A 19,700-nucleotide genomic window follows, 5' to 3' on the forward strand; every position below is an offset into this window, starting at 1 on the left:
CTAAAAAATTTGTATTGATTTAATAACTTCCCTTTTTTCCAAGCACTACTAAAATAGTTTTAAACAAGATTTGAATATCAAGACCAAATGACCAATTACGCACATACCATATATCCATTTCTATTCGACTTTTAAAATTAACATCATTACGTCCACTGACTTGCCACAGACCTGTAATTCCAGGCTTAACTACTAAAATTATATCCGCACTATTCCCTATTTTTGAACGTTCATCGAGCATATAAGGGCGCGGCCCTATTAAACTCATATCACCCTTAATAACATTGAGTATTTGAGGTAATTCATCTAATGAGGATTTTCTTAAAAAATTCCCTATTTTAGTCAAACGAGGATCATTTTTATATTTATGATATAGTTTATAATGGTCCTCTTCTTCTGGATGCTTTATTAAATACTCTGTTAAGATATTTTCACTATTTTCTCTCATAGAACGAAATTTATAACATGTAAACTCTTTTGCACTCTTTCCTAAACGTTTTTGTTGAAAAATTACTGGACTATTAGGTTCTTCTTTTTTTTATTAAGTATGCAATAATAATCACTAAAGGAAAAATACTTGGTAAAATAATCAAAGATACCATGTAATCTAATACAACTTTAAACGCCCTATTCGTTCGATTTAAAAGGTTGTTTTCAACAATAATAAGATTGCTACGAGCATTTGAGAGTTGAATAATATGAGCACGCGTAAAGTCGTAATTTTTAATGATTGGAACAAAAATAACTTCTTGCTTATGCAATAAAGCTTTATGCATTAGCTGTTCAATTCCATCTTGAGTATAAGAGGAAGCAATAAATAAAGTTTTTGCTTGATTTCTACGACTTAAAACATACCCCAAATAAGGATTTGTAAAAACATGTTTAGAGAAAAAAGGATCTTGTCCTATAACAATGGCTTCTTTTTTCCATAAACCAATGCGAAATAAAAAGCGTTTAAGTATATTTTTTTGTAATGGTATAATAACGAGAGTTCCCAAGAATGAAATAATAATCATAAAGCGAGAATATTCTTGTACCGTATGAGTCATTGCCAAGATAGATAAAACAATAAGACTTGTTAAAACTAATCCTTTGAATATTAATTGAGCTTCTTGCCAAAAATCCATTCTATCATGATACATTCTGAGTATCATAAAAATTATTATCATTGTGCTAGATAAAAGTAAAAATTGAGAGGACATCCCTATTTCATGAGGGAATGGTTGCATAAAGTATGCTTGAAAGAGATCTCTTATAAAGAGTGTAATTGCTATCGAAACGAACAAACTTAAGATATCTGCACAAATTAATATGATTTTTGATAATACTTCTTTCATCATATATTACTTCATAGAGTTGTTTATATAGGATGTTACTTCATCTAAAAATCGTTGAGTACTAAAATGTAAAGAGTGTTGCCGTATAGTCGCATGGTTCCACTCTTTAGCCTCAAAACGATGCAAAGCCGCACAAAGGCAATGGATAGTTTGTTCTTCAAAAAAAAGACCTGTTTCATTCTCAACTACAGTTTCTCTAGCTCCACCCTTTCCATAGGCAATGATTGGTGTTCCACAGGCTTGAGCTTCTACAGGAGTAATACCAAAATCTTCTTCAGCAGCAAAAATAAATGCTTTGGCTTTTTGCATATGCTCTTTTAGAATGTCAAATGGTTGATAACCCAATAAAACAACATTAGCCCCTGCTTTGGCCTTGATCTTTGCCATATCAGGACCATCTCCAATAACAATCAACTTTTTATCGGGCATTTGACCAAATGCTTCAACAATAAGATCTATTTTTTTATAAGGAACCATACGGGAAGCCGTAAGGTAAAAATCTTCTTTCTGGGTACATAACTCAAAACTATCAACATCTACAGGAGGGTAAATAACAGTTGATTCTCTCCTATAAACTTTCAAAATTCTTCTTTGAATAAACTCAGAAATAGCAATAAATTGATCAACGCCATTGGATGTTCGGCTATCCCAAATACGCATTTTATACAAAAAATATTTTGCAAACCAACCTTTTAATCCTTTATCTAAGCCACTTTCCTTTAAGTACTGATGCTGCAAATCCCAAGCATAACGAATAGGTGAATAGCACATACAAATATGTTTTTGATTTGGTCCTGTAATAATGCCCTTTGCAATTGCATGAGAACTTGAGATCACTAAATCATATATAGACACATCGAATTGTTCTATAGCAAGTGGCATCAAAGGCAAATAATTTCGATACTTTGTTTTTGCAAATGGCAGGCTTTGAATAAAACTTGTCATAATTTTATGTCCAGTTAAAAAAGCTCGATCTCTCTTGGGCAAAAAGTCTACAATAGTAAATATATCTGCCTCTGGATAGAGTTTTAAAAGTTGTTCAAGAACTTTTTCAGCTCCAGCATACGTCACTAACCAATCGTGTACTATTGCTATCTTCATTGTTTTAGTACCATCTCAAATACCGTCATATGTTCTTTTGCACTTTTTTCCCAGCTAAATTTTTGAGCGTGCTGTAATCCTTTAGAGATAAGATCCTGACGCAATACTTCATCACTTAAAACTTTTTTCATACTCTCCATAATAGCTCTAATATCCAAAGGATCTACATAATACGCTGCATCTCCACACACTTCTGGTAGTGTCGATGTATTGGAGGCAATAATAGCGGTACCACACGCCATCGCCTCAAGAGGAGGAATTCCAAAACCTTCATAAAAAGAAGGATAAACAAACACGCTTGCATTTCTATACATATTTGCTAATTTTGCATCATTAATGTAACCCGTAGGATGTACCCATTGACTCATGCTTTCAACCAGTTTCATGATCTCATCATTTTTCCACCCACTATCACCTACTAAATAAAGATGGTATTCATCTTTAAATACTTTATCACATTGCGAATATGCTAGTAATAAATTTTTCAGATTTTTTCTAGGTTCGATGCTTCCCACCGCCAAAATATACTTTTGTTTTATGGTTCTATTTTTTAAAAGAGGCTTGAAAAGTACATGGTTTATGCCATGATAAATCACTGTAATATTTTCAGGGTTAACGCTTGTACGATCAAGAATCTCTTTTTTAGTAAAGTAAGATCCTGTAATGATATGATCACATCGAGCGATTTGTATATAAAAATTGTCTTGAAAATACTTTACACGCTCTTGAGGCTGAAACTCAGGAAAAAGTTCCCACGAAAAATCATGCACCGTAGCAATAATTTTTCGTGCTTTGATACTTTTAATTGGTATAAAATTTGGCTGCCAATAGAGATCGTAATAGGGTGAAAAAAAACCTGAAAAAAGGTATAAACACTTTCTAATCCACTTTTTAAAAAAAACATTTTTTGTAACGAGACTACGAATATATTTTTGCGCTTTTGCGCTTTCTCGAGCAATGAGTTTTTGTGAGATATATCCATAAAAAAAGTCCCATCGATACTGAGAATTTTGGGATAATATTCTTGTTATTTCATAAGTATAACGCCCTATGCCACTTAAATTACCAAGTAAAGAAAGTGTATCTATAATAATTTTAGGCTTCATACATCTTTTGCAATGTCTCTTCTAGTTCTATAGGACAGATATGACCTATAGTTTTTTCTAACTTCTGTGTTGAGCCGACTAAACGTTTTATCTCATTTTCTCTTACAAAAGAAGGATTGACTTTAACCTCTATCTCATATCCTGCTATAGCATTCATCAAAGAAATAATTTCCATCAAGCTAATAGCTTTTCCAGAGCAAAGATTGACTATGTCTGAGTGCATTGTACTCTCTAAGAGTTTTTCATAGACTTTACATGTAAACGCTACATCATTAAATTCTCGTGCAACATACAAGTTGCCTAGTTCTATCGTTTGTTCTTTGCGCTTAAAGTGACTCACAATCTTAGGCACCAAAAAATGCTCTGGCTGCCCAATGCCCGTATAATTAAATGGTCTTACGATGGTAATGGGCAATTTTGCAAAATAACCTCTTGCCATATGTTCCATAGCAAGCTTACTGATACCATAATGATTTGCTGGTTTTGGGCACATTGACTCATCAAGCTCTTCGCATCCTTGGTCACCATAGACTGTTGCGCTACTTGCTAAAATGACCTTTTGAACGCTATTTTCTAACGCACATAATGCATTCAAAATATTTTGTGTTCCCAAGATATTGACTTTATAAAATGCTTCTACGTCATCATGCCCCACATACGATATTCCTGCAAGATGAATGAGAAAATTGGGTTGGATTTGGCGCATTACATGTAAACAATTGTCCTTATTAGTAATGTTACATGTAAAAGTTTCTACACCATCTCCATTGCTAAAAACAGTCCCATATACGTGGTAACCCTGTTTTTTCAAATGCGTTTTAAGATGAAACCCTGTAAAACTGTCAATGCCTGTAATAAGGACTTTTTTAGAAGCTAAATCCAACTTCATTCCTTTTAATATCTGCCTTGACCATCATAGAACAAAGCTCTTCAAGAGTACATTTTGGTTCCCATCCTAATACTCGTTTTGCTTTTTCAGGATTTCCTATAAGAAGTTCTACTTCAGCAGGTCTATAAAACTTGGGATTGACACGAACAACTGTTTTTCCTGTCGCTTTATCGATAGCTACTTCATTCTTATCTTTACCTTTAAACTCTAGCTCAATTCCAGCCGCTTTAAATGCCATCTTTACAAAGTCACGTACCGTTTCGGTTCGATTAGTCGCCAAAACAAATGTATCTGGCTTTTCGGCTTGAAGAATTCGCCACATACCCTCAACATAGTCTTTGGCATATCCCCAGTCGCGTTTTGCATCCATATTGCCAAGTTCCAATACATCTAATTTACCAAGCTTTATTTTCGCTACACTATCTGTTATCTTGCGCGTTACAAATTCACGTCCACGAATTGGTGACTCATGGTTAAATAAAATACCGCAACATCCAAAAATCCCATAACTCTCGCTATAGTTAATTGTCATCCAATGCGCATATAACTTTGCTACACCATAAGGGCTACGAGGATAAAGTGGTGTTTTTTCTGTTTGAGGTATCTCTTGTACTTTGCCAAACATCTCAGAAGTCGAAGCTTGATAAAATTTAATTTTTGGGTCCACAATACGAATAGCTTCAAGTAAATGAACAGCTCCAAGTCCTGTAATCTGTGCTGTTGCCAAAGGCTGCTCGAATGACACACCTACAAAACTCTGAGCTGCAAGGTTGTAAATCTCATCTGGTTTTATCTCCATAACCATACGTATACTATTGGCTTGATCAGTCAAGTCGTACTCTAGAAGATGCAAATGAGGATGCTTTTCAATTCCAAGCTCTTCTATACGCCAAAAATTAACTGACGCTGTTCTTCTGTAAGTTCCGTAAACCTCATAACCTTTATCTAAAAGTAACTCTGAAAGATATGCTCCATCTTGCCCTGTAATACCTGTTACTATTGCTTTTTTCATATATTCTCCCTATTCGTAATTATTTATATAATTTTATCTACATCCATCTTCTAATACAATGATTTTTTGTGCAAATAGCATCAAAAATTATTGCGTTATCATTCAAATACTGCTTATATACTTCTAGCTTACTATCTTGACTTTGCAACTCGGGAGAAACCAGACATATTTTAAAACCATTTTGTTTTAAAATATGATAACTCTCTTGTGTGATAGGTAGCTTACTAAAACAATCAATCCAAACCCACTTAACATTATTTTTCATACACAAAATTGTATCAATTCCCTCAAACTCTGAAAATCGTAATGCAATATTTTTTTCACCTCGATTTGATAATAAATAGATCATCGGAAATGAACTATCCAGAAAAAAATATTTTTTTATTTTATATATTTATTAATTAGTTCTAAAACTTTATGTTCTATTCGCTCACTTTTTATATTTAAAATCATAGTGCCATGCTGATAGTACTTTAAGTACTCCTCAAAATCCTCCCCATCAGTAAATGGTTCATGCTGTAATATTAGTCTATTACCATAATCTCTTAAATCAAGCTCGACTCCATACTCAATGGGAACTTGACTTAACTCTGCTATCGTGTTTATTCTATGTGCAATAAATTCCATTAAAGTTCCTTTTTAAGCCTGACACTAAAATCTATTGTTCGCTTGATAAACTTCCATTTTGATGAAAGCCCTGTATTCCAACTTGATTCTCCATGAATTCGGGGAGGAAAATCACATCAAATCGAATAGTATGTAACCTTTTTTTTTGTGCCATATAAAGAAAATATAAGTCCAAAGAAAAATCTTTCGGACAACTCTCTTTTACACTATCAAAGAAATTTCTATGAAAGATATTAGGCTGAGCGTTGATATCCCAAAGCTTTGAGCCCAAATAAAAATGTTTCAAATGCGCTCATACCAATGGTGAAAAATTGGTCAAATAAGGAACGGCCCTTCCTATCACCTTTCACATAGCAGTTGTGCGGATTAGATTGTTTTTCTATAATTGACAGTGCCTTGATTGGATCAGACGGGTCAGTTTGCATATCAGCATGTGTATAGCCTATAAACTCACCTTTTGCCTCTTTTAACCCAGAAACTATTCCAAATCCATATCCTTGATTCACTGCAACATTGATAACTCTAGCGAAGGGATACTGAAATATAAGCTCATCTAAAATCTCGTGAGAGTTATCTGTAGAGCCATTATTAACCATTATAACTTCTATATCATCTCTATTAATTACGCTTTTAAATTTTTCTAAAATCAATGGGATATTTTTAGCTTCATTATAGCAAGGTATTACTATTGACAATTTCATTATATTTCGTCCTTAATGTAATAATATTCAACAAAGCCACATCTTCCTTGAGTAATATGTTCCGAATTGTGATAGAAAAAATTGCTTTTTAAATGTGGGAAAAATGTTTCTGCACGATTACCAATAACGAACAAGTCCCCCCCTCTAAAACCTTTATTATATACAAATGTATCATGATAATTAAAGTATTCACCAGAAGGAATGGATTTTAAAGACAATCCAATTTCACTACTGTTAAATAATCTTTTAATAGCTAAATGCTTATTTAATATCTCTTGCGCAAGGCAAGTATTAACTTCTTGAAATTGTTTTATATTAGCAAGGAAAGTTTTCTTAATTGCAAGCTCAGATTCTATCTTTGGCATATTCACAAATATTAAAAACACTACCCCAAAAATAAGTACTATTTTAGAATAAAATGTTTGTGATAAATCATAAAATAAAAAAGGTAATAAAATAATAACCGAAAAAAAAGTACCAATTATGAAATGGTTGCTTGAGCATAAATAACACATAAAATACAAATACCAACATAACAAAAAGTGGGCTTTCTTTTTTTTGTGAAAATACAAAACAGTATAAAAAATAAACAACACAATATAATTATAGGGAAAGACCAATATTCTAAACTTCCATACATCGTTCCTTCCCACATATAAAAGTTTTCTTTGAAAATAATATGTTGTATTTGGTCTTCAATATTATCAAATACCCCATACTCCTTAAGGGAAAATAGATTTTTAAAACTCAATAACGTTTTTACATATGTCTTAGGATGTAGAAGCACTATAGGATTGCTTACAATAAAACCGCATATAGCGCACATAAATAATTTCATCAGATAGCTTAAATTCAAACTGTTAGTTTTGTACAATTGATACAAAAGAAATAACCCAACAACTACAATGACGGGAAGAACAGTTGGTTTAATGCCTAGAGAGAATATAAGTAAAAATATTGCAAGGTAATAGCGCTTTTGGAAAAAATAGTAAATACCTATAAATTCTATTGTAATCGCTGTTAATTCAGGAGATGCCATTTTACCACTCCAATATAACATAGGAGTTAGTAATAAAACCACCAAACCAGAAATAAAAAGAATATTTTGCTGAATACTCTTGTAAATAATAATAATAAAAACTATGTTTAATAAAAACAAGTTAATAAATCTCATAGCGATAAGAGGGTAAAGCTGCGTTAAATCTTCTCGGATAAAACTTAAAAACTCGGTTCTGTTTAACAATGCATCTTGAGAAAGTAAAAATGTATAATCAATCATAGAATGAAACATATGAATAAAAATAGTATATACACTCCACCATAGCCCACCATAACCAAAATCGTTGACATGAAATAGGTTATTACGAAAAGTATCATTTATATACGATTGAATAGCTGTACGATAGAACCATGTCTCATCAGGAACATATGCCAAACTGTAAATATTTTTAAATACAATATAATTATAAAACGCAACAAGAACAAAGCTAAAGAATAATAACAAAAAATTCTTTTCTAAATATTCTCTCATTAATTTCATTTAAATACCCACCATTTTTGCCCAATAAAATTTAGTATCGTACTAACCCCTGTGGCTACTAAAAAGGCTAAAAACACTATAGTAGTCATCTCTAGAACCATTTTATTAGTCATTACATTCGCTCCAAATGTCACACTGTACAAAATACTAAATTTCACGACCTCTTTATAAGACTTTTCATGTTTTTCAAAAGTCCAGTATTTATTGATAATATAGGCAACAACTGTTCCCAAAAGAAACGATATTCCTTTTGCCACATCATGGGATAAAAAACTTAGTAATAAATAATAACTCACTAAGTCAGTCCCTACCGCACTAAGTCCGGCTACTAAAAACCTTTTGAGCTCTTTTTTGATTTGGTTCATCGATACTTTTGCTCAAATGTTCTGTATTGAATATCTAATGTTTGTACTTTTTCTTGCTTGACGGTTGAATCTTTTTCCAAAGAATATGGGTGCCATGATATTTTGTGGAAAAAACTCTGCCAATAGATAAACGTTTCGTAATCATCTGGTGTACCCCAACAGATATAATCATCTACTTCAAAAACTTTGACCTTATATCCTAAAGATATGAGTTCTCCAACCATACTATCGACATAATATTCATTATTAACACGAATATTTTTGTCGAGTAAGCTTTGTAGTGCTTCATTAAAGAATTGCACTTTTCGGAAATAGAACGTTCCAACAATTGCATGGTCATTATACGGATTGTCTGAAATTGGTACTTTGACCGACACACCTATCACGTTATCATTATCTGATTTAATCCATCCGTACATTTGAGGATTGTTTTTACTGGAGATATGATGTCGAAAGGTAAAGACGATTGCATCTACATTTTCATTTTCAATGAGAGATTGATATTTTGCTTTATCATAAATCATACCATTGTCCGTAGCCGCTATCAATAAAGAAGATTCGCTATCTACCTCTTTTAATCCTAAACTGCATGTAATCGCTTGCCCTTCAGTTACTTCTGCAATCGAGACAATTTTCGCACTTGGATATTCGGCTTTTAACACACTTGCTACAGGGTAATTATTTAAATGCTCTTTTAATGTTACAAAAACATTATTTTCACTCTTTGGTAAACAATCTGCTGCCTGAATGATCATAGGTTTTCCACTAACTTCAATCAATGGTTTTGGATCTTTGTAGCCCATCTTTGAAAAACGGCTACCATGCCCAGCAAGAGGAATCAATGTAACACTGTTTTTTATTGCAACAGGTTTCTTTTTTTCATTGATAATATCTCGAAAATATTTCGACCAAGCATTGTACTCTTCAACATCTTGGGGTGTTCCCCACTGTAACATATGCTGAATATTATAAATAGATACATTTAAGCCATCTGCGACTAATAAATTATAGACCAGAGAAACATAATATTCACTCTTAAGGCTAATATCTTTATCCATCAGTTCTTTAAAATATTTCTTGACATAAGAACCTTTTTTGAAATAGTAAGTTCCATTGGAAGCATATTCATTCATCCGATTGTCTGTAAAAGGTTCTTTTTCTTTAATTTCTAACATCCACTGTTTTTCATCACACATAAAAGCATAGTTTGTGCTACCAAGCATATGAGGATGAAAGCCTTTATATGCAGGAATTGCACCATCGGCATTTCTATCTCGCGTATGCTTTAAAAAATCTTCATAATCCCAATAGGTTCCAAAATCACAATAATTGACAATAACTTCTTCTTCATCATTAATTAAACTTTCAATAAGATGAACGGCATAAACAGGGCCTTTTTTATGGTTTGGTATTTCTACCACATTAGCATTTGGTTTTATTCCAAGTAAAACTTCTCTCATATTTGTCTCAGTCAAGTGTTTTGCATTACAAATAAATGTAAACTTTGTCTCGTTGGGAAAAAGGTCACATACGTGCTCAATAATTGGCTTTCCATCAATAATAATAAGTGGTTTAGGTTCTTTATATCCTGCTTCTATAAATCTATTGCCAACTCCTGACATCGGGACTACAATGTGCATATTATTTTATCTCCTAAATCTTTTGTCTATATTTTTCAGCTTCCCAATTCATTAGGTAAGCTAATTCTTCAAACTCCAAAAAATTGGTATTTTCACTATTGTTTTCTAAAACAATGATATGAAATCTTAGTGCGTCTTCTATCTCTTTAGCTTTTTTAATATTTTGGGCAATGATATAAATTTTATTATTAAATAATAAAATTTTGGGAGTTTCATAATAAGTATTTTGATATTCCTGAATTGGTTTACTATCCTTAATATCTGTAATTTCTACTGCACAGATACCACAATAGACCAACGAATCTGGGCAAAAAGGTGTTTTTAAAAATAAATTTTTATCTTGCATAATAAACATATTTAAATCTATATCATTAGATAAATATGCGATAGAATTTTGGCCACTTATTTGATTGACTAAAGTTGATACAATATTAGTAACCTTATATTTATCCAGATCAATATGCAAATAGCACTCTATTGTATTAAGTACATATTCTTTCAAAAATTTAATTTCTTGCATATTGTCAGACGTGATTATTAATCCATGGTTTTGCAAGAATATAATTTTTGGAATTTTCTCATATTTTGATATTTCGGTATAAAGAGCCAATGCTAATTCTATCCCTGGAGTTTGATACTCTATTAATACAATTTCTTCTTTAAAAATAGTTTTAAGAACCACTTTCCAATCGTTCTTATTAACAATCATGTTCACAACAATAGGATGAGTATGCAGAGTGTATTTATAAAGTAATGAATGCAGTAATGTCTCGATAGAAGGTCGATTATTAATATCGACAGTAGCTTCTTTTACAAGTATGGATGCTAGTCTTTCTCTATATCTTTTATCATTGCTTGAAATTATTTCTTCATTTTTGACAATCTTAGCAATTTTTGCTGTATTCACTTTTGCATATCCACTATGTTCTTCGACATCACTTAATAGAAATCCAGATGCCTTAATCAACATCGTGCCATTATTAAGCTTAACAGAGCTATTTCCACCGCCTGCCTGCACTAGATCAAACCTCTCTCCTGCATATTTTGATAAACTTACTAAATCTTGAATTTCTTTCATAATAACCCTAAAATTTCTTTAAATTCTTTTATCTCAGTGACAAATTTTTTATTATAATTTTCTTGTTTACTCTTTGAATTAAGCCAAATTGATTGAATCCCCAAAGATGAAGCACCTATAATGTCTTTTTGATAACTATCACCAATCATACATACTTGATTTGGGTTCATATTTAGTTTATTTAATGCGGATAAAAACATATAAGGGTGAGGTTTTTCTCTACCAGCTTCTTCACTAGTTACAATATGTGAAACATATTTTGATAACCCAAATTTTTCAATTTTTCTATACTGAATACATGCTGTCAAATCAGTTACAAAACAAATAGTGTATTTTGGACTAACATCCTCAAAAAACTCAAAAACTCCGCTATAAAGCTCTATTGAATCCAAAAAAGTATCCCAATACACATTATAAAATTTCGCTGCCCAGCTAAGTGGATTAATCCCTACATATTCACATGTTTTTTGAAAGTACAAAAGTCTATTGTGTGATGAAGCAGTCTCCGCTAATTCAATATGAACATCTCTTCTCGCTTTTATAAAAGCATTCTCAAAATCAGCAATTTTTACTTCTTTTAGAACAAAATCTAAAACAGCTTGGTTGGCTTTCTTATGACAACTTTCATAGTGATAAATAGTATTATCTATATCTAATAATATTCCTTCAAACCTCATCAAATATCCTCTCTTAGCTTTTCACTAATCATTATTAAAGCAATAAGCTGAATAAATCCATCATATCCTTTTTCCCAATGAGCTTCTATCGACACTATCTCATTTATATTCGGTACTAATTCATGTGCAACAAGTTCAAAATCTATATGAGGTTCCTGACACAACTCTATATACTGTGTATACAAATCTTCGTTGTAGTCCCAAATATATGGGCAAGTCAAATAATCAAATAATACTTCTATATGAATACTCGCATCTATTGTAAGCTTCAACCCTAAGTCTATTTTTTGATTAATATCGCCAATCTCAAATTCTTGAATCGGGAAAAAAGAAATAACCAAGTCTGCAAAAGCTTTTTGAGGATAAATATATTTCAAAGTATCTTCTACTCTTGCCTCTATTTGTTGAATTATTTTTTCTAAACTATAACCTCTTTTTTGCATATCTCGAATAATTTTCCAATGCCTCCGTAATTTTTCATCGGTATCAAGGTAAATTTTAAAATCAATTATTTTTCTAACTTTTGGTAAATAAAAAGGATGAAGACCCGAAATAATAATAAATTCTTTTGGATCTATTTTAACTTGAGGAGTAAATTTCCCCGTATGATGATTATATTCACTTCTAAAAATAGAGCGGTTATGTTTTAATTCATAAATAGCATTTGCCTGTTTATGAATATTATTAGCCTTGGGGTCAAGATGTGTAAATTTGGACCAATGATTATCGCCCCTCTCCCATTTATGTTCACCGTCTCCTTCAATTTGAAGTAACTTAGTACCTAAAATATTTTGAAAGCTATTTAATAGAGTAGTCTTTCCCACTCCACTATCTCCGCCAATTCCAATTAAAAGATTAGTTTGTTTTTTATAAATCGAATTACTTTTAATCCCATACTTATAAAAAGCATACATTATAGCCATAAGCATTACTTCTAAATAAGTAAATGAAAAATTACGAAATCTTTCATGCAAAATTTTTAAATTAATTGCATTTCCCATCAATAGAATATCTTGATACTCACTTTTATAGAAAAAAATAAAAAAGACCAAATATGCAAGTGAGAAGTTTGCATACAATAAGAAACTTTTTTGCTCATGCGTATTTTTAATTAAATATATAGAAATAAAAGGTACTATCCAAACATACCACCCTGGAGATGGATATATAAAAAATATAACTGCTACAAATAAAAGTCCAAAATAAAAAAAATAATAAATCATTATTTACTTTATTTTGATTAAAAAAAATGCATATATACTGAAAGAATAGCAGCTACAGGTAATAACAATTTAATTTCACCAATACTATAAAAAGAATCAAATATTAACGATTGCCGATGATTAAACAACACCATATTTATAAAACCATCACTAAATAAGAATGGTAAATCCAAAATAAAAAATATTATAATAACTACAAATAGATATTTATATATATTTTTCAATGAAGTAGTTTTATAAAGATAAAATAATATTAATGGTAGTACTACGATAATATGAAATTTTGTAGCTAAGGAGAAGCTTAGAAGAATAGAAGAAAAAGTATATCTCTTTGACATTAGAAAATATATAGACCAAATAAATAGTGCTGTAGGGATAAGGTCAAGCTGTGAATGTACATATATTGCATAAATAATGATGGGATTTAAAAAATAATATAATAAAATACTTTTCTCTTTATGTGGGAAACTTTTAAACAAAAATAGAAGTATGCCAACATCAGCTAGCAATGAAGGAATTTTTAAAAAAGATTCAATACCAGTTAAATTAATTATGCAAGCAAAAGGATATAAAATATAAAGCATCAGTGAATGATAGGGAAATGCATCTATATTTAAGTTATTTTCAAAATAATATTGCCACGGATTCGTCTCATGTGAAATTGAAGATAGCACAAATGGTGTAAAAAACTCACTGCTTAACTGAGAAGAAAATAAGAAAATAAGAAAAACTTTCATCATTAGAATTAATAAAAAAAGCACCCTCACACCGCTTAAATCATTTGACTTCAATTGCTATATCCTTAAATGCTCCACCTACATTATAAAAAAATGCAACCGGATGCTGTAGTAACGTTATTCTTAATATATACTTTCCTTTTTCTTTTGGATAATAGATTATCATCTTTTCAATGGACTCATCATTAGGTAAAATATTTTTAGAGAGCTTGCTTCTATAATCTCCACCTATTGGGTGAGATAAGTTCCCAACTTTAAAAAAATGGTATGTAAGCATCGTTGCATAATTACCATCTTTATTAGCATTAGCAAACCATATTTGATTTGAATTATTTTTAATTTTTACTGTTAAAATCTCTTTATCAATATTCAATAACTTTTTAATATACCTAGTTGATGAAGAATCAAGAATTTCTAATTTACTATTAAAATTTGTAAGTGCTGTTGCATTATATGAATTGGCTATATCAACAGTAAAGCCAAGAGGTTCAAAGCCATCACCTCGAACAAAAGGATATTCTTCTAAACTAAAAAGTACTGATATAATTAAAATACCATAGACAAAAATAATAATTTTTTTATTAAATCCTATAACAAGAATAGGCAAAAGTGCAATAAAAATTGTTATTGCCTTTAAAAAATCTCTATAATATAACATTACTGTATCACCTAATGAAATAATAAGTATTCCATAAAAAAATATAGGTATATATTTTTTATTTTTAAACATTTTAATATAACTTAAAATTATTGATAAAGCAGTAATGGTTATAAAAATAAATAAACCCAACAAAGCTGTATTGTCTTCAGAAGTAATTAAACGAAGTAGCGTTTTAAAGATGGATACAAAAGGTAAGTTTGTAATATTATACGCCTGAGATGCAGGTAAAACTCCAAAATGAAAAGTCACATACAATTGCCAAATAAAAAAAATAATGCCTGGAATCGCAACTACTATAATGTTTTTAACAAGATCAAAAAATATTTATTTTTTAGATAAATATTTATCTTTAATTAAACTAAAGAACTCTACGCAAAAAATTACAAATGCTACGACAACATACCCTTCCCTCGTTAAAACGGCAAAACTCATAAATAACATGTACATAACTTTGTTGTTTTTTAGATACGAAATAAATGCTATTAAACAAAGAGCATCAGCCGCTGCATCAGGAAGACCATTTGTTAATGTAATTAATACACCTAAAGAAAAAGCCCACAATAAGCCAATAAAAGGATTTATTCCAAGTTCTCTATAATACTGAATTAGAAAGTAAAAACCAACCGATGTAATTAAAATATTTGCTAGAATGAAATGTATTGGTAACACAATATTACTAAACATTAACAATGATAAAAACTTTGAAAAGATAGGCAATCCAATTCTTTGCCATCTATAAGATGGAGAATCAACATGATTATAGGTATCACCAATACCTAATAAATCATTAGAAATATAATAATAAAATTGACCATCCCAACCTCGTTCATTGCCCCCCAATATTGGTGTAAATGAGAAATTAGAATAAATATTTGGTATTCCCCAATAATTTGCTGGCCAAAATGTCCAAAAATAATTTCCACATAAATAAACTTCAACATAATAAGCTATTAAAGTAAGCACAATAAAAAAATACATAATACTAATAAACTCTGAACTAAATAACTTAATTTTCATTCAATAACCTCTATATTGTTCTTTTATGGCTTATATTCTTTTATTCTTAATAAAACTTAACTGCTAATATAAAATAAAATTATTAATTCATGCTAGTTGTTCAATAATATAATTCTGCAATTGTTTTACATCTATACTCTCTTTAGCTATATTACCCACGTTTGAAACAGTCGCTAAATTATTCATATTTAACCAATCGTGTAATGCAAAAGAAATTTTTACTCCTTTTGCTTCAAATATAGAGTATTTGTGCTTTGAAGTATATGGATCTGATAATGAGGTATTAAATGATATAAGGGTATCATCTTTGTCAAAATCAATCGGTTGATCTAATAAAAAATTATTGGGAATATTTAATATTTTATTAGATGTATATTGACGTGCATACATAAAACCAAAATTATTTGACATTACATATATAGGTTCAATACGATAACTGATAGGAGGGTTTTCAATAAGCTCTTTTAATACATTCCATACAACGTGAAGAAGATCACTTTTTATATCTTGCTGAATAAATTCTGAAATATCAACAAATAACTGCTTCTGCATAGGAAAAGCTGGAAAAGTTTTTGCTAAAGAATTAGAAACTAAAAGCATCAATATTTCTTCATCAATACTTTTAATATTAGAAATTTGATGAATTAAATTAAAAATAATAGACTTTGGATTTTCATAAAATTGTTCAATTGCTTTAAAATATTGAAATGCACATTCCTGTGGATTATGTAAAGTGCGGATAGCATCTTTACCTCTATCTCCTAAATTTTTTCGTTTTTCTTCATCTGCCCATAAAGTCTCAAGTGCTTCGATTAAAGATCTATCTGTAAATTCATTTTCTAACATCCACACAGTGTCTCTACTCAAATCTGCCATAGAACCATTGGCATTAACAATGGTAGGCAAATTAAAATTCATACAGTCTAAAACAGCTGCAGATGTTTCTCCTCGTGACGATGTACGCAACTGGACTCCAATATCTGCGGATGCTAGATAATCTCTAAATGTATCTTTATCTACCCAGCCACTAATTTTGATACGATTTTTTAGACCAGATTTTTTGATAATCTCTACAAGACTAATGCCATATTGTCCATTATTATTTTCACCCACAAAAATCAAATAACAATCAGGCTCTTTGGAAAGCTTTGAGCATATAAAGGCATTCAGTAAACGTTGGTTTAATTTGCTTTCCCCCAAAAATCCAAAACTACATATGACAAAGGATTCTTTAGGAATGCTAAGTCTTTGACGAGCCAAATCACGATCAATAATAATTCCAGATGAACGCAAAAGAGGAATGACTGTCATATTTGAAGACATGCTTGGTCCATACCATTGTTTTGTTAATTGCTTTGAGTTTTCAGAATGAACTATTGTGCCAAGAGAATTTTGTAATACTTCTAAATTAGCAGGATATTGCAAAATTGTATCTGCTATATTCTTTGTACCATATTTATCCTTGAATGCTTTATAGCCATGGCTTTTAAAAAGAGCTTTCGAAAAAATATAGTTATTCGTAGGGTTAAATTCCATATTTCCAAGTATGCCTGATAAATAAAAATCATGGAGGACAACAACGCCAGGAATATTCATCAACAAATCAAACATATGCTGATGGAAAAAGGAATTGCCAAAATGATAAAGAATTCGATCAAAACTTGAATGATTCTCTCGAAACCATTCTACGCTTCTAATGTTACAATTTTGTCTAATCCATTGATCTGATACATAATTTTGTTCAACAACAACATCAATATCATAATATTTTGATAACGTAGGCAAGAGTTCGGCACTATAATCACTTATACCACTTTTTTCAGGAGGAAGAGGAGAAATATATGCTAATTTTAGGCCTTTCTCTGTAAATAATGATTGCTCAAGAGTTATGTTTTGAACATGCCAATGCTCTATAGCTTTAATAGCAGTTATAGCACATTTATCCCAAGAAAAATTTTCTGCCTGTACCAATCCATGCGAGGCAAGCATCATACGAAAATCATCATCGCACAAAACTTTTACCAGCATATCGGTTATTGCCTGATCATTTTTGGGATCAAACAGTGCTTCTTCTAACCCAATCACTTCAGGGATACTAGATGTATTCGCTCCAATAACTGCTTTTCCACATGACATCGCTTCTAACGCTGGCAGACCAAAGCCTTCATGCCACGATGGAAAAATAAATACTCTGCATAAATTATAAAGCGCTACCAAATCCTCTTCTGAAACAAATCCAGTAAAAATTATTTCATGAGAGTCTAAGCCATGATTTTTGGCTAAAGCCCCTAATCTAGTTCGATCATTTTCCTGAATAGCACATACTATTGCAAGCTGATGCTTATCACGAATATTTTGGGGTAAATTGCTATATGCACGAATCAATCCCTCAATATTTTTTCTATGATCAATACCACCAGTATACATAATAAAGGTATCTTTTAAAGAATACCTAGCACGTAAAGAAAGTTCATATTCATCATTAATTACAAGTGGCCTAAAGTGTTTTTCACAAGCCGTAGAAATATTGACAGTAAACTCATTGGTTGAACCAAGATAATCTATTCCCTCTTGGCGAGAAGACTCAGAAATTGACAATAAAAGATCCACTTTACAAAGATGAGCAATTTTTGCTTCATACCATTTTTTAATATCTGGATTATCAAGATATGTTGATGAATTGATGAGAGGAATTAAATCATAAAGGATGCATGCAGTTGGTATTTTTCGATCGATCAACCCAACACTGCTAACAGCATCATCAACAAGCCCTTCAAACATGCTTGTAACAAGTACCATATCAGGATTAAGGGTCGCTAAAAATGATTCTCTAATATACTCTGCTGATTCTCTACGGACATCATTCAATTTATCTATATAGCTAACATTCTGCGGTGCATCCCAAACTAATATATTTTTTTGAGACAATAATCCTTCTAATTCATTTCGTAACGGGATAATGGTATCAGGGAAAAGTCCACTTAGCACAACTAATATCTCATGATTAGCACAATTACTAATAATTGCTTTTGTTAGAGAAAGTGAATAACGGCCAATTCCTCTGTTTCGTGATCCTATTGACTGTGCACCTTGTAAATCAATAACTATCCTCATTTTTCACCTCTACGCTTTTGTTCTTCTATATCTTTTTTTAATTTAATATATATCCTCTTTGCGTTAGGAGAAAGATGCTGATATATTTCTATATTATTATCTTTATCATATAAAAATTGAATCTGTCCAACTCTTTTTAACCTTGCACGTATATGCGGAAAATAATTTAAAATAGCCATTGTTATATATTTAAAACGCTGGTGAGTATTAATATAATTTTTAATATTAATCATTTTCTGTCTTATAACTCTTCGTGGCCTACTAGTTGGTGAAAATGTTAACCAGTGATACGAGCCATAAATAAACCATCTTAGAAATTTACCCATTAATCGTAGTGGCATAGTTATTTTCCATGAGTTACTATTGACCACAGTATAATAATTATCCCAAGCATTTTTGGCTTGAATTTCTGCTTCACTCGCTTTGGCTTTTGCTTCACTCGCTTTGGCTTTTGCTTCACTCGCTTTGACTTCTGCTTCACTCGCTTTGACTTCTGCTTCACTCGCTTTGGCTTCTATGTTTTGCAAACGATTTTCAAACCTATCAGTAAGAGTACTTAGTGATAATCCAAAGTCTTGTTTAAAAATCTTATCAAACTTCTCTAAAACATCTGCGTTTGCCTCTTTTTGCGCAATAACAGCGTAGTCAGGACTAACTCCTTCTATAACCTGAAATAAATTAACATTTTTTTGCACTGTAAGCTCTTTAGACTCTTGCAGTCTTAATGTTTTCGTACGATTATAACCATAAAATTCAGGTAAAAAAGAAAGTAGCTTAGAAGGTATAGGTTTTATATGTGTAGGGTCTAAGTAAAAATTTTCTGTTGCAACTTTAATATTCTCAGGATTTGGTGTTTCCATTATAAGTATTCCACC

The 19,700-nt window shown here is 31.1% G+C and carries 21 protein-coding genes; all 21 read right to left on the reverse strand.

What is annotated here, in order from left to right:
• Positions 1-19: 19 nt before the first annotated feature.
• On the reverse strand, positions 20-511 hold the full coding sequence (locus tag Sdiek1_RS11530) for a sugar transferase (RefSeq protein ID WP_087439246.1): 492 nt from the start codon (positions 509-511) through the stop codon (positions 20-22).
• Positions 512-521: 10 nt separating this feature from the next.
• Positions 522-1,337: a hypothetical protein gene (locus Sdiek1_RS11535; RefSeq protein ID WP_161492038.1), complete on the reverse strand. Its 816-nt coding sequence runs from the start codon at positions 1,335-1,337 to the stop codon at positions 522-524.
• 6 nt (positions 1,338-1,343) lie between these two features.
• The gene (locus Sdiek1_RS11540) at positions 1,344-2,438 is read right to left on the reverse strand and encodes a glycosyltransferase family 4 protein (protein WP_087439248.1); all 1,095 of its coding nucleotides are present in this window, start codon (positions 2,436-2,438) and stop codon (positions 1,344-1,346) included.
• Positions 2,435-3,544 carry a glycosyltransferase family 4 protein gene (locus Sdiek1_RS11545; RefSeq protein WP_087439249.1) on the reverse strand — a complete coding sequence of 370 codons (1,110 nt, stop codon included), beginning with the start codon at positions 3,542-3,544 and terminating at the stop codon, positions 2,435-2,437. The genes Sdiek1_RS11540 and Sdiek1_RS11545 overlap by 4 nt, the downstream gene beginning before the upstream one ends.
• The gene (locus Sdiek1_RS11550; RefSeq protein ID WP_087439250.1) at positions 3,534-4,433 is read right to left on the reverse strand and encodes a GDP-mannose 4,6-dehydratase; all 900 of its coding nucleotides are present in this window, start codon (positions 4,431-4,433) and stop codon (positions 3,534-3,536) included. The genes Sdiek1_RS11545 and Sdiek1_RS11550 overlap by 11 nt, the downstream gene beginning before the upstream one ends.
• Positions 4,411-5,445, reverse strand: a complete 1,035-nt coding sequence (gene gmd, locus Sdiek1_RS11555) for a GDP-mannose 4,6-dehydratase (RefSeq protein WP_087439251.1) — start codon at positions 5,443-5,445, stop codon at positions 4,411-4,413. Before gmd ends, Sdiek1_RS11550 begins: the two co-directional genes overlap by 23 nt.
• Positions 5,446-5,482: 37 nt before the next feature.
• Complete coding sequence (locus Sdiek1_RS15025; protein ID WP_202819557.1) at positions 5,483-5,794, reverse strand: PI-PLC domain-containing protein; 312 nt, start codon at positions 5,792-5,794, stop codon at positions 5,483-5,485.
• A 32-nt stretch (positions 5,795-5,826) separates the two neighbouring features.
• Complete coding sequence (locus Sdiek1_RS15030; protein WP_202819558.1) at positions 5,827-6,072, reverse strand: PI-PLC domain-containing protein; 246 nt, start codon at positions 6,070-6,072, stop codon at positions 5,827-5,829.
• Between the two features lie 233 nt (positions 6,073-6,305).
• Complete coding sequence (locus Sdiek1_RS11565; RefSeq protein ID WP_202819559.1) at positions 6,306-6,773, reverse strand: glycosyltransferase family 2 protein; 468 nt, start codon at positions 6,771-6,773, stop codon at positions 6,306-6,308.
• Complete coding sequence (locus Sdiek1_RS11570) at positions 6,773-7,138, reverse strand: hypothetical protein (protein ID WP_088437459.1); 366 nt, start codon at positions 7,136-7,138, stop codon at positions 6,773-6,775. Before Sdiek1_RS11570 ends, Sdiek1_RS11565 begins: the two co-directional genes overlap by 1 nt.
• 116 nt (positions 7,139-7,254) lie before the next feature.
• Positions 7,255-8,313, reverse strand: a complete 1,059-nt coding sequence (locus Sdiek1_RS11575) for a hypothetical protein (RefSeq protein ID WP_087439253.1) — start codon at positions 8,311-8,313, stop codon at positions 7,255-7,257.
• Positions 8,310-8,678 carry a GtrA family protein gene (locus Sdiek1_RS11580; protein WP_087439254.1) on the reverse strand — a complete coding sequence of 123 codons (369 nt, stop codon included), beginning with the start codon at positions 8,676-8,678 and terminating at the stop codon, positions 8,310-8,312. Before Sdiek1_RS11580 ends, Sdiek1_RS11575 begins: the two co-directional genes overlap by 4 nt.
• Entirely contained in the window at positions 8,675-10,318 is a 1,644-nt protein-coding gene (locus Sdiek1_RS11585; RefSeq protein WP_202819560.1) for an NTP transferase domain-containing protein, read from the reverse strand. Before Sdiek1_RS11585 ends, Sdiek1_RS11580 begins: the two co-directional genes overlap by 4 nt.
• 13 nt (positions 10,319-10,331) lie before the next feature.
• Positions 10,332-11,396, reverse strand: a complete 1,065-nt coding sequence (locus tag Sdiek1_RS11590) for a class II aldolase/adducin family protein (RefSeq protein ID WP_087439256.1) — start codon at positions 11,394-11,396, stop codon at positions 10,332-10,334.
• Positions 11,393-12,073: an HAD family hydrolase gene (locus Sdiek1_RS11595; RefSeq protein WP_087439257.1), complete on the reverse strand. Its 681-nt coding sequence runs from the start codon at positions 12,071-12,073 to the stop codon at positions 11,393-11,395. Before Sdiek1_RS11595 ends, Sdiek1_RS11590 begins: the two co-directional genes overlap by 4 nt.
• Entirely contained in the window at positions 12,073-13,296 is a 1,224-nt protein-coding gene (locus Sdiek1_RS11600; protein WP_087439258.1) for a hypothetical protein, read from the reverse strand. The genes Sdiek1_RS11595 and Sdiek1_RS11600 overlap by 1 nt, the downstream gene beginning before the upstream one ends.
• Positions 13,297-13,313: 17 nt before the next feature.
• Positions 13,314-14,087, reverse strand: a complete 774-nt coding sequence (locus Sdiek1_RS11605; RefSeq protein WP_087439259.1) for a hypothetical protein — start codon at positions 14,085-14,087, stop codon at positions 13,314-13,316.
• A complete protein-coding gene (locus Sdiek1_RS11610) occupies positions 14,074-14,943 on the reverse strand; it encodes a hypothetical protein (RefSeq protein WP_087439260.1) in 870 nt (289 codons plus the stop codon). Before Sdiek1_RS11610 ends, Sdiek1_RS11605 begins: the two co-directional genes overlap by 14 nt.
• Before the next feature lie 75 nt (positions 14,944-15,018).
• Positions 15,019-15,711, reverse strand: a complete 693-nt coding sequence (locus Sdiek1_RS11615; protein ID WP_087439261.1) for a hypothetical protein — start codon at positions 15,709-15,711, stop codon at positions 15,019-15,021.
• A gap of 87 nt (positions 15,712-15,798) precedes the next feature.
• Positions 15,799-18,825: a glycosyltransferase gene (locus Sdiek1_RS11620; RefSeq protein WP_087439262.1), complete on the reverse strand. Its 3,027-nt coding sequence runs from the start codon at positions 18,823-18,825 to the stop codon at positions 15,799-15,801.
• Positions 18,822-19,685 (reverse strand): hypothetical protein, encoded by an 864-nt coding sequence (locus tag Sdiek1_RS11625; protein ID WP_238098961.1) that lies wholly within the window; start codon positions 19,683-19,685, stop codon positions 18,822-18,824. The genes Sdiek1_RS11620 and Sdiek1_RS11625 overlap by 4 nt, the downstream gene beginning before the upstream one ends.
• Positions 19,686-19,700: the final 15 nt, after the last annotated feature.

This window comes from Sulfurospirillum diekertiae, assembly GCF_002162315.1.
Lineage (GTDB): Bacteria > Campylobacterota > Campylobacteria > Campylobacterales > Sulfurospirillaceae > Sulfurospirillum.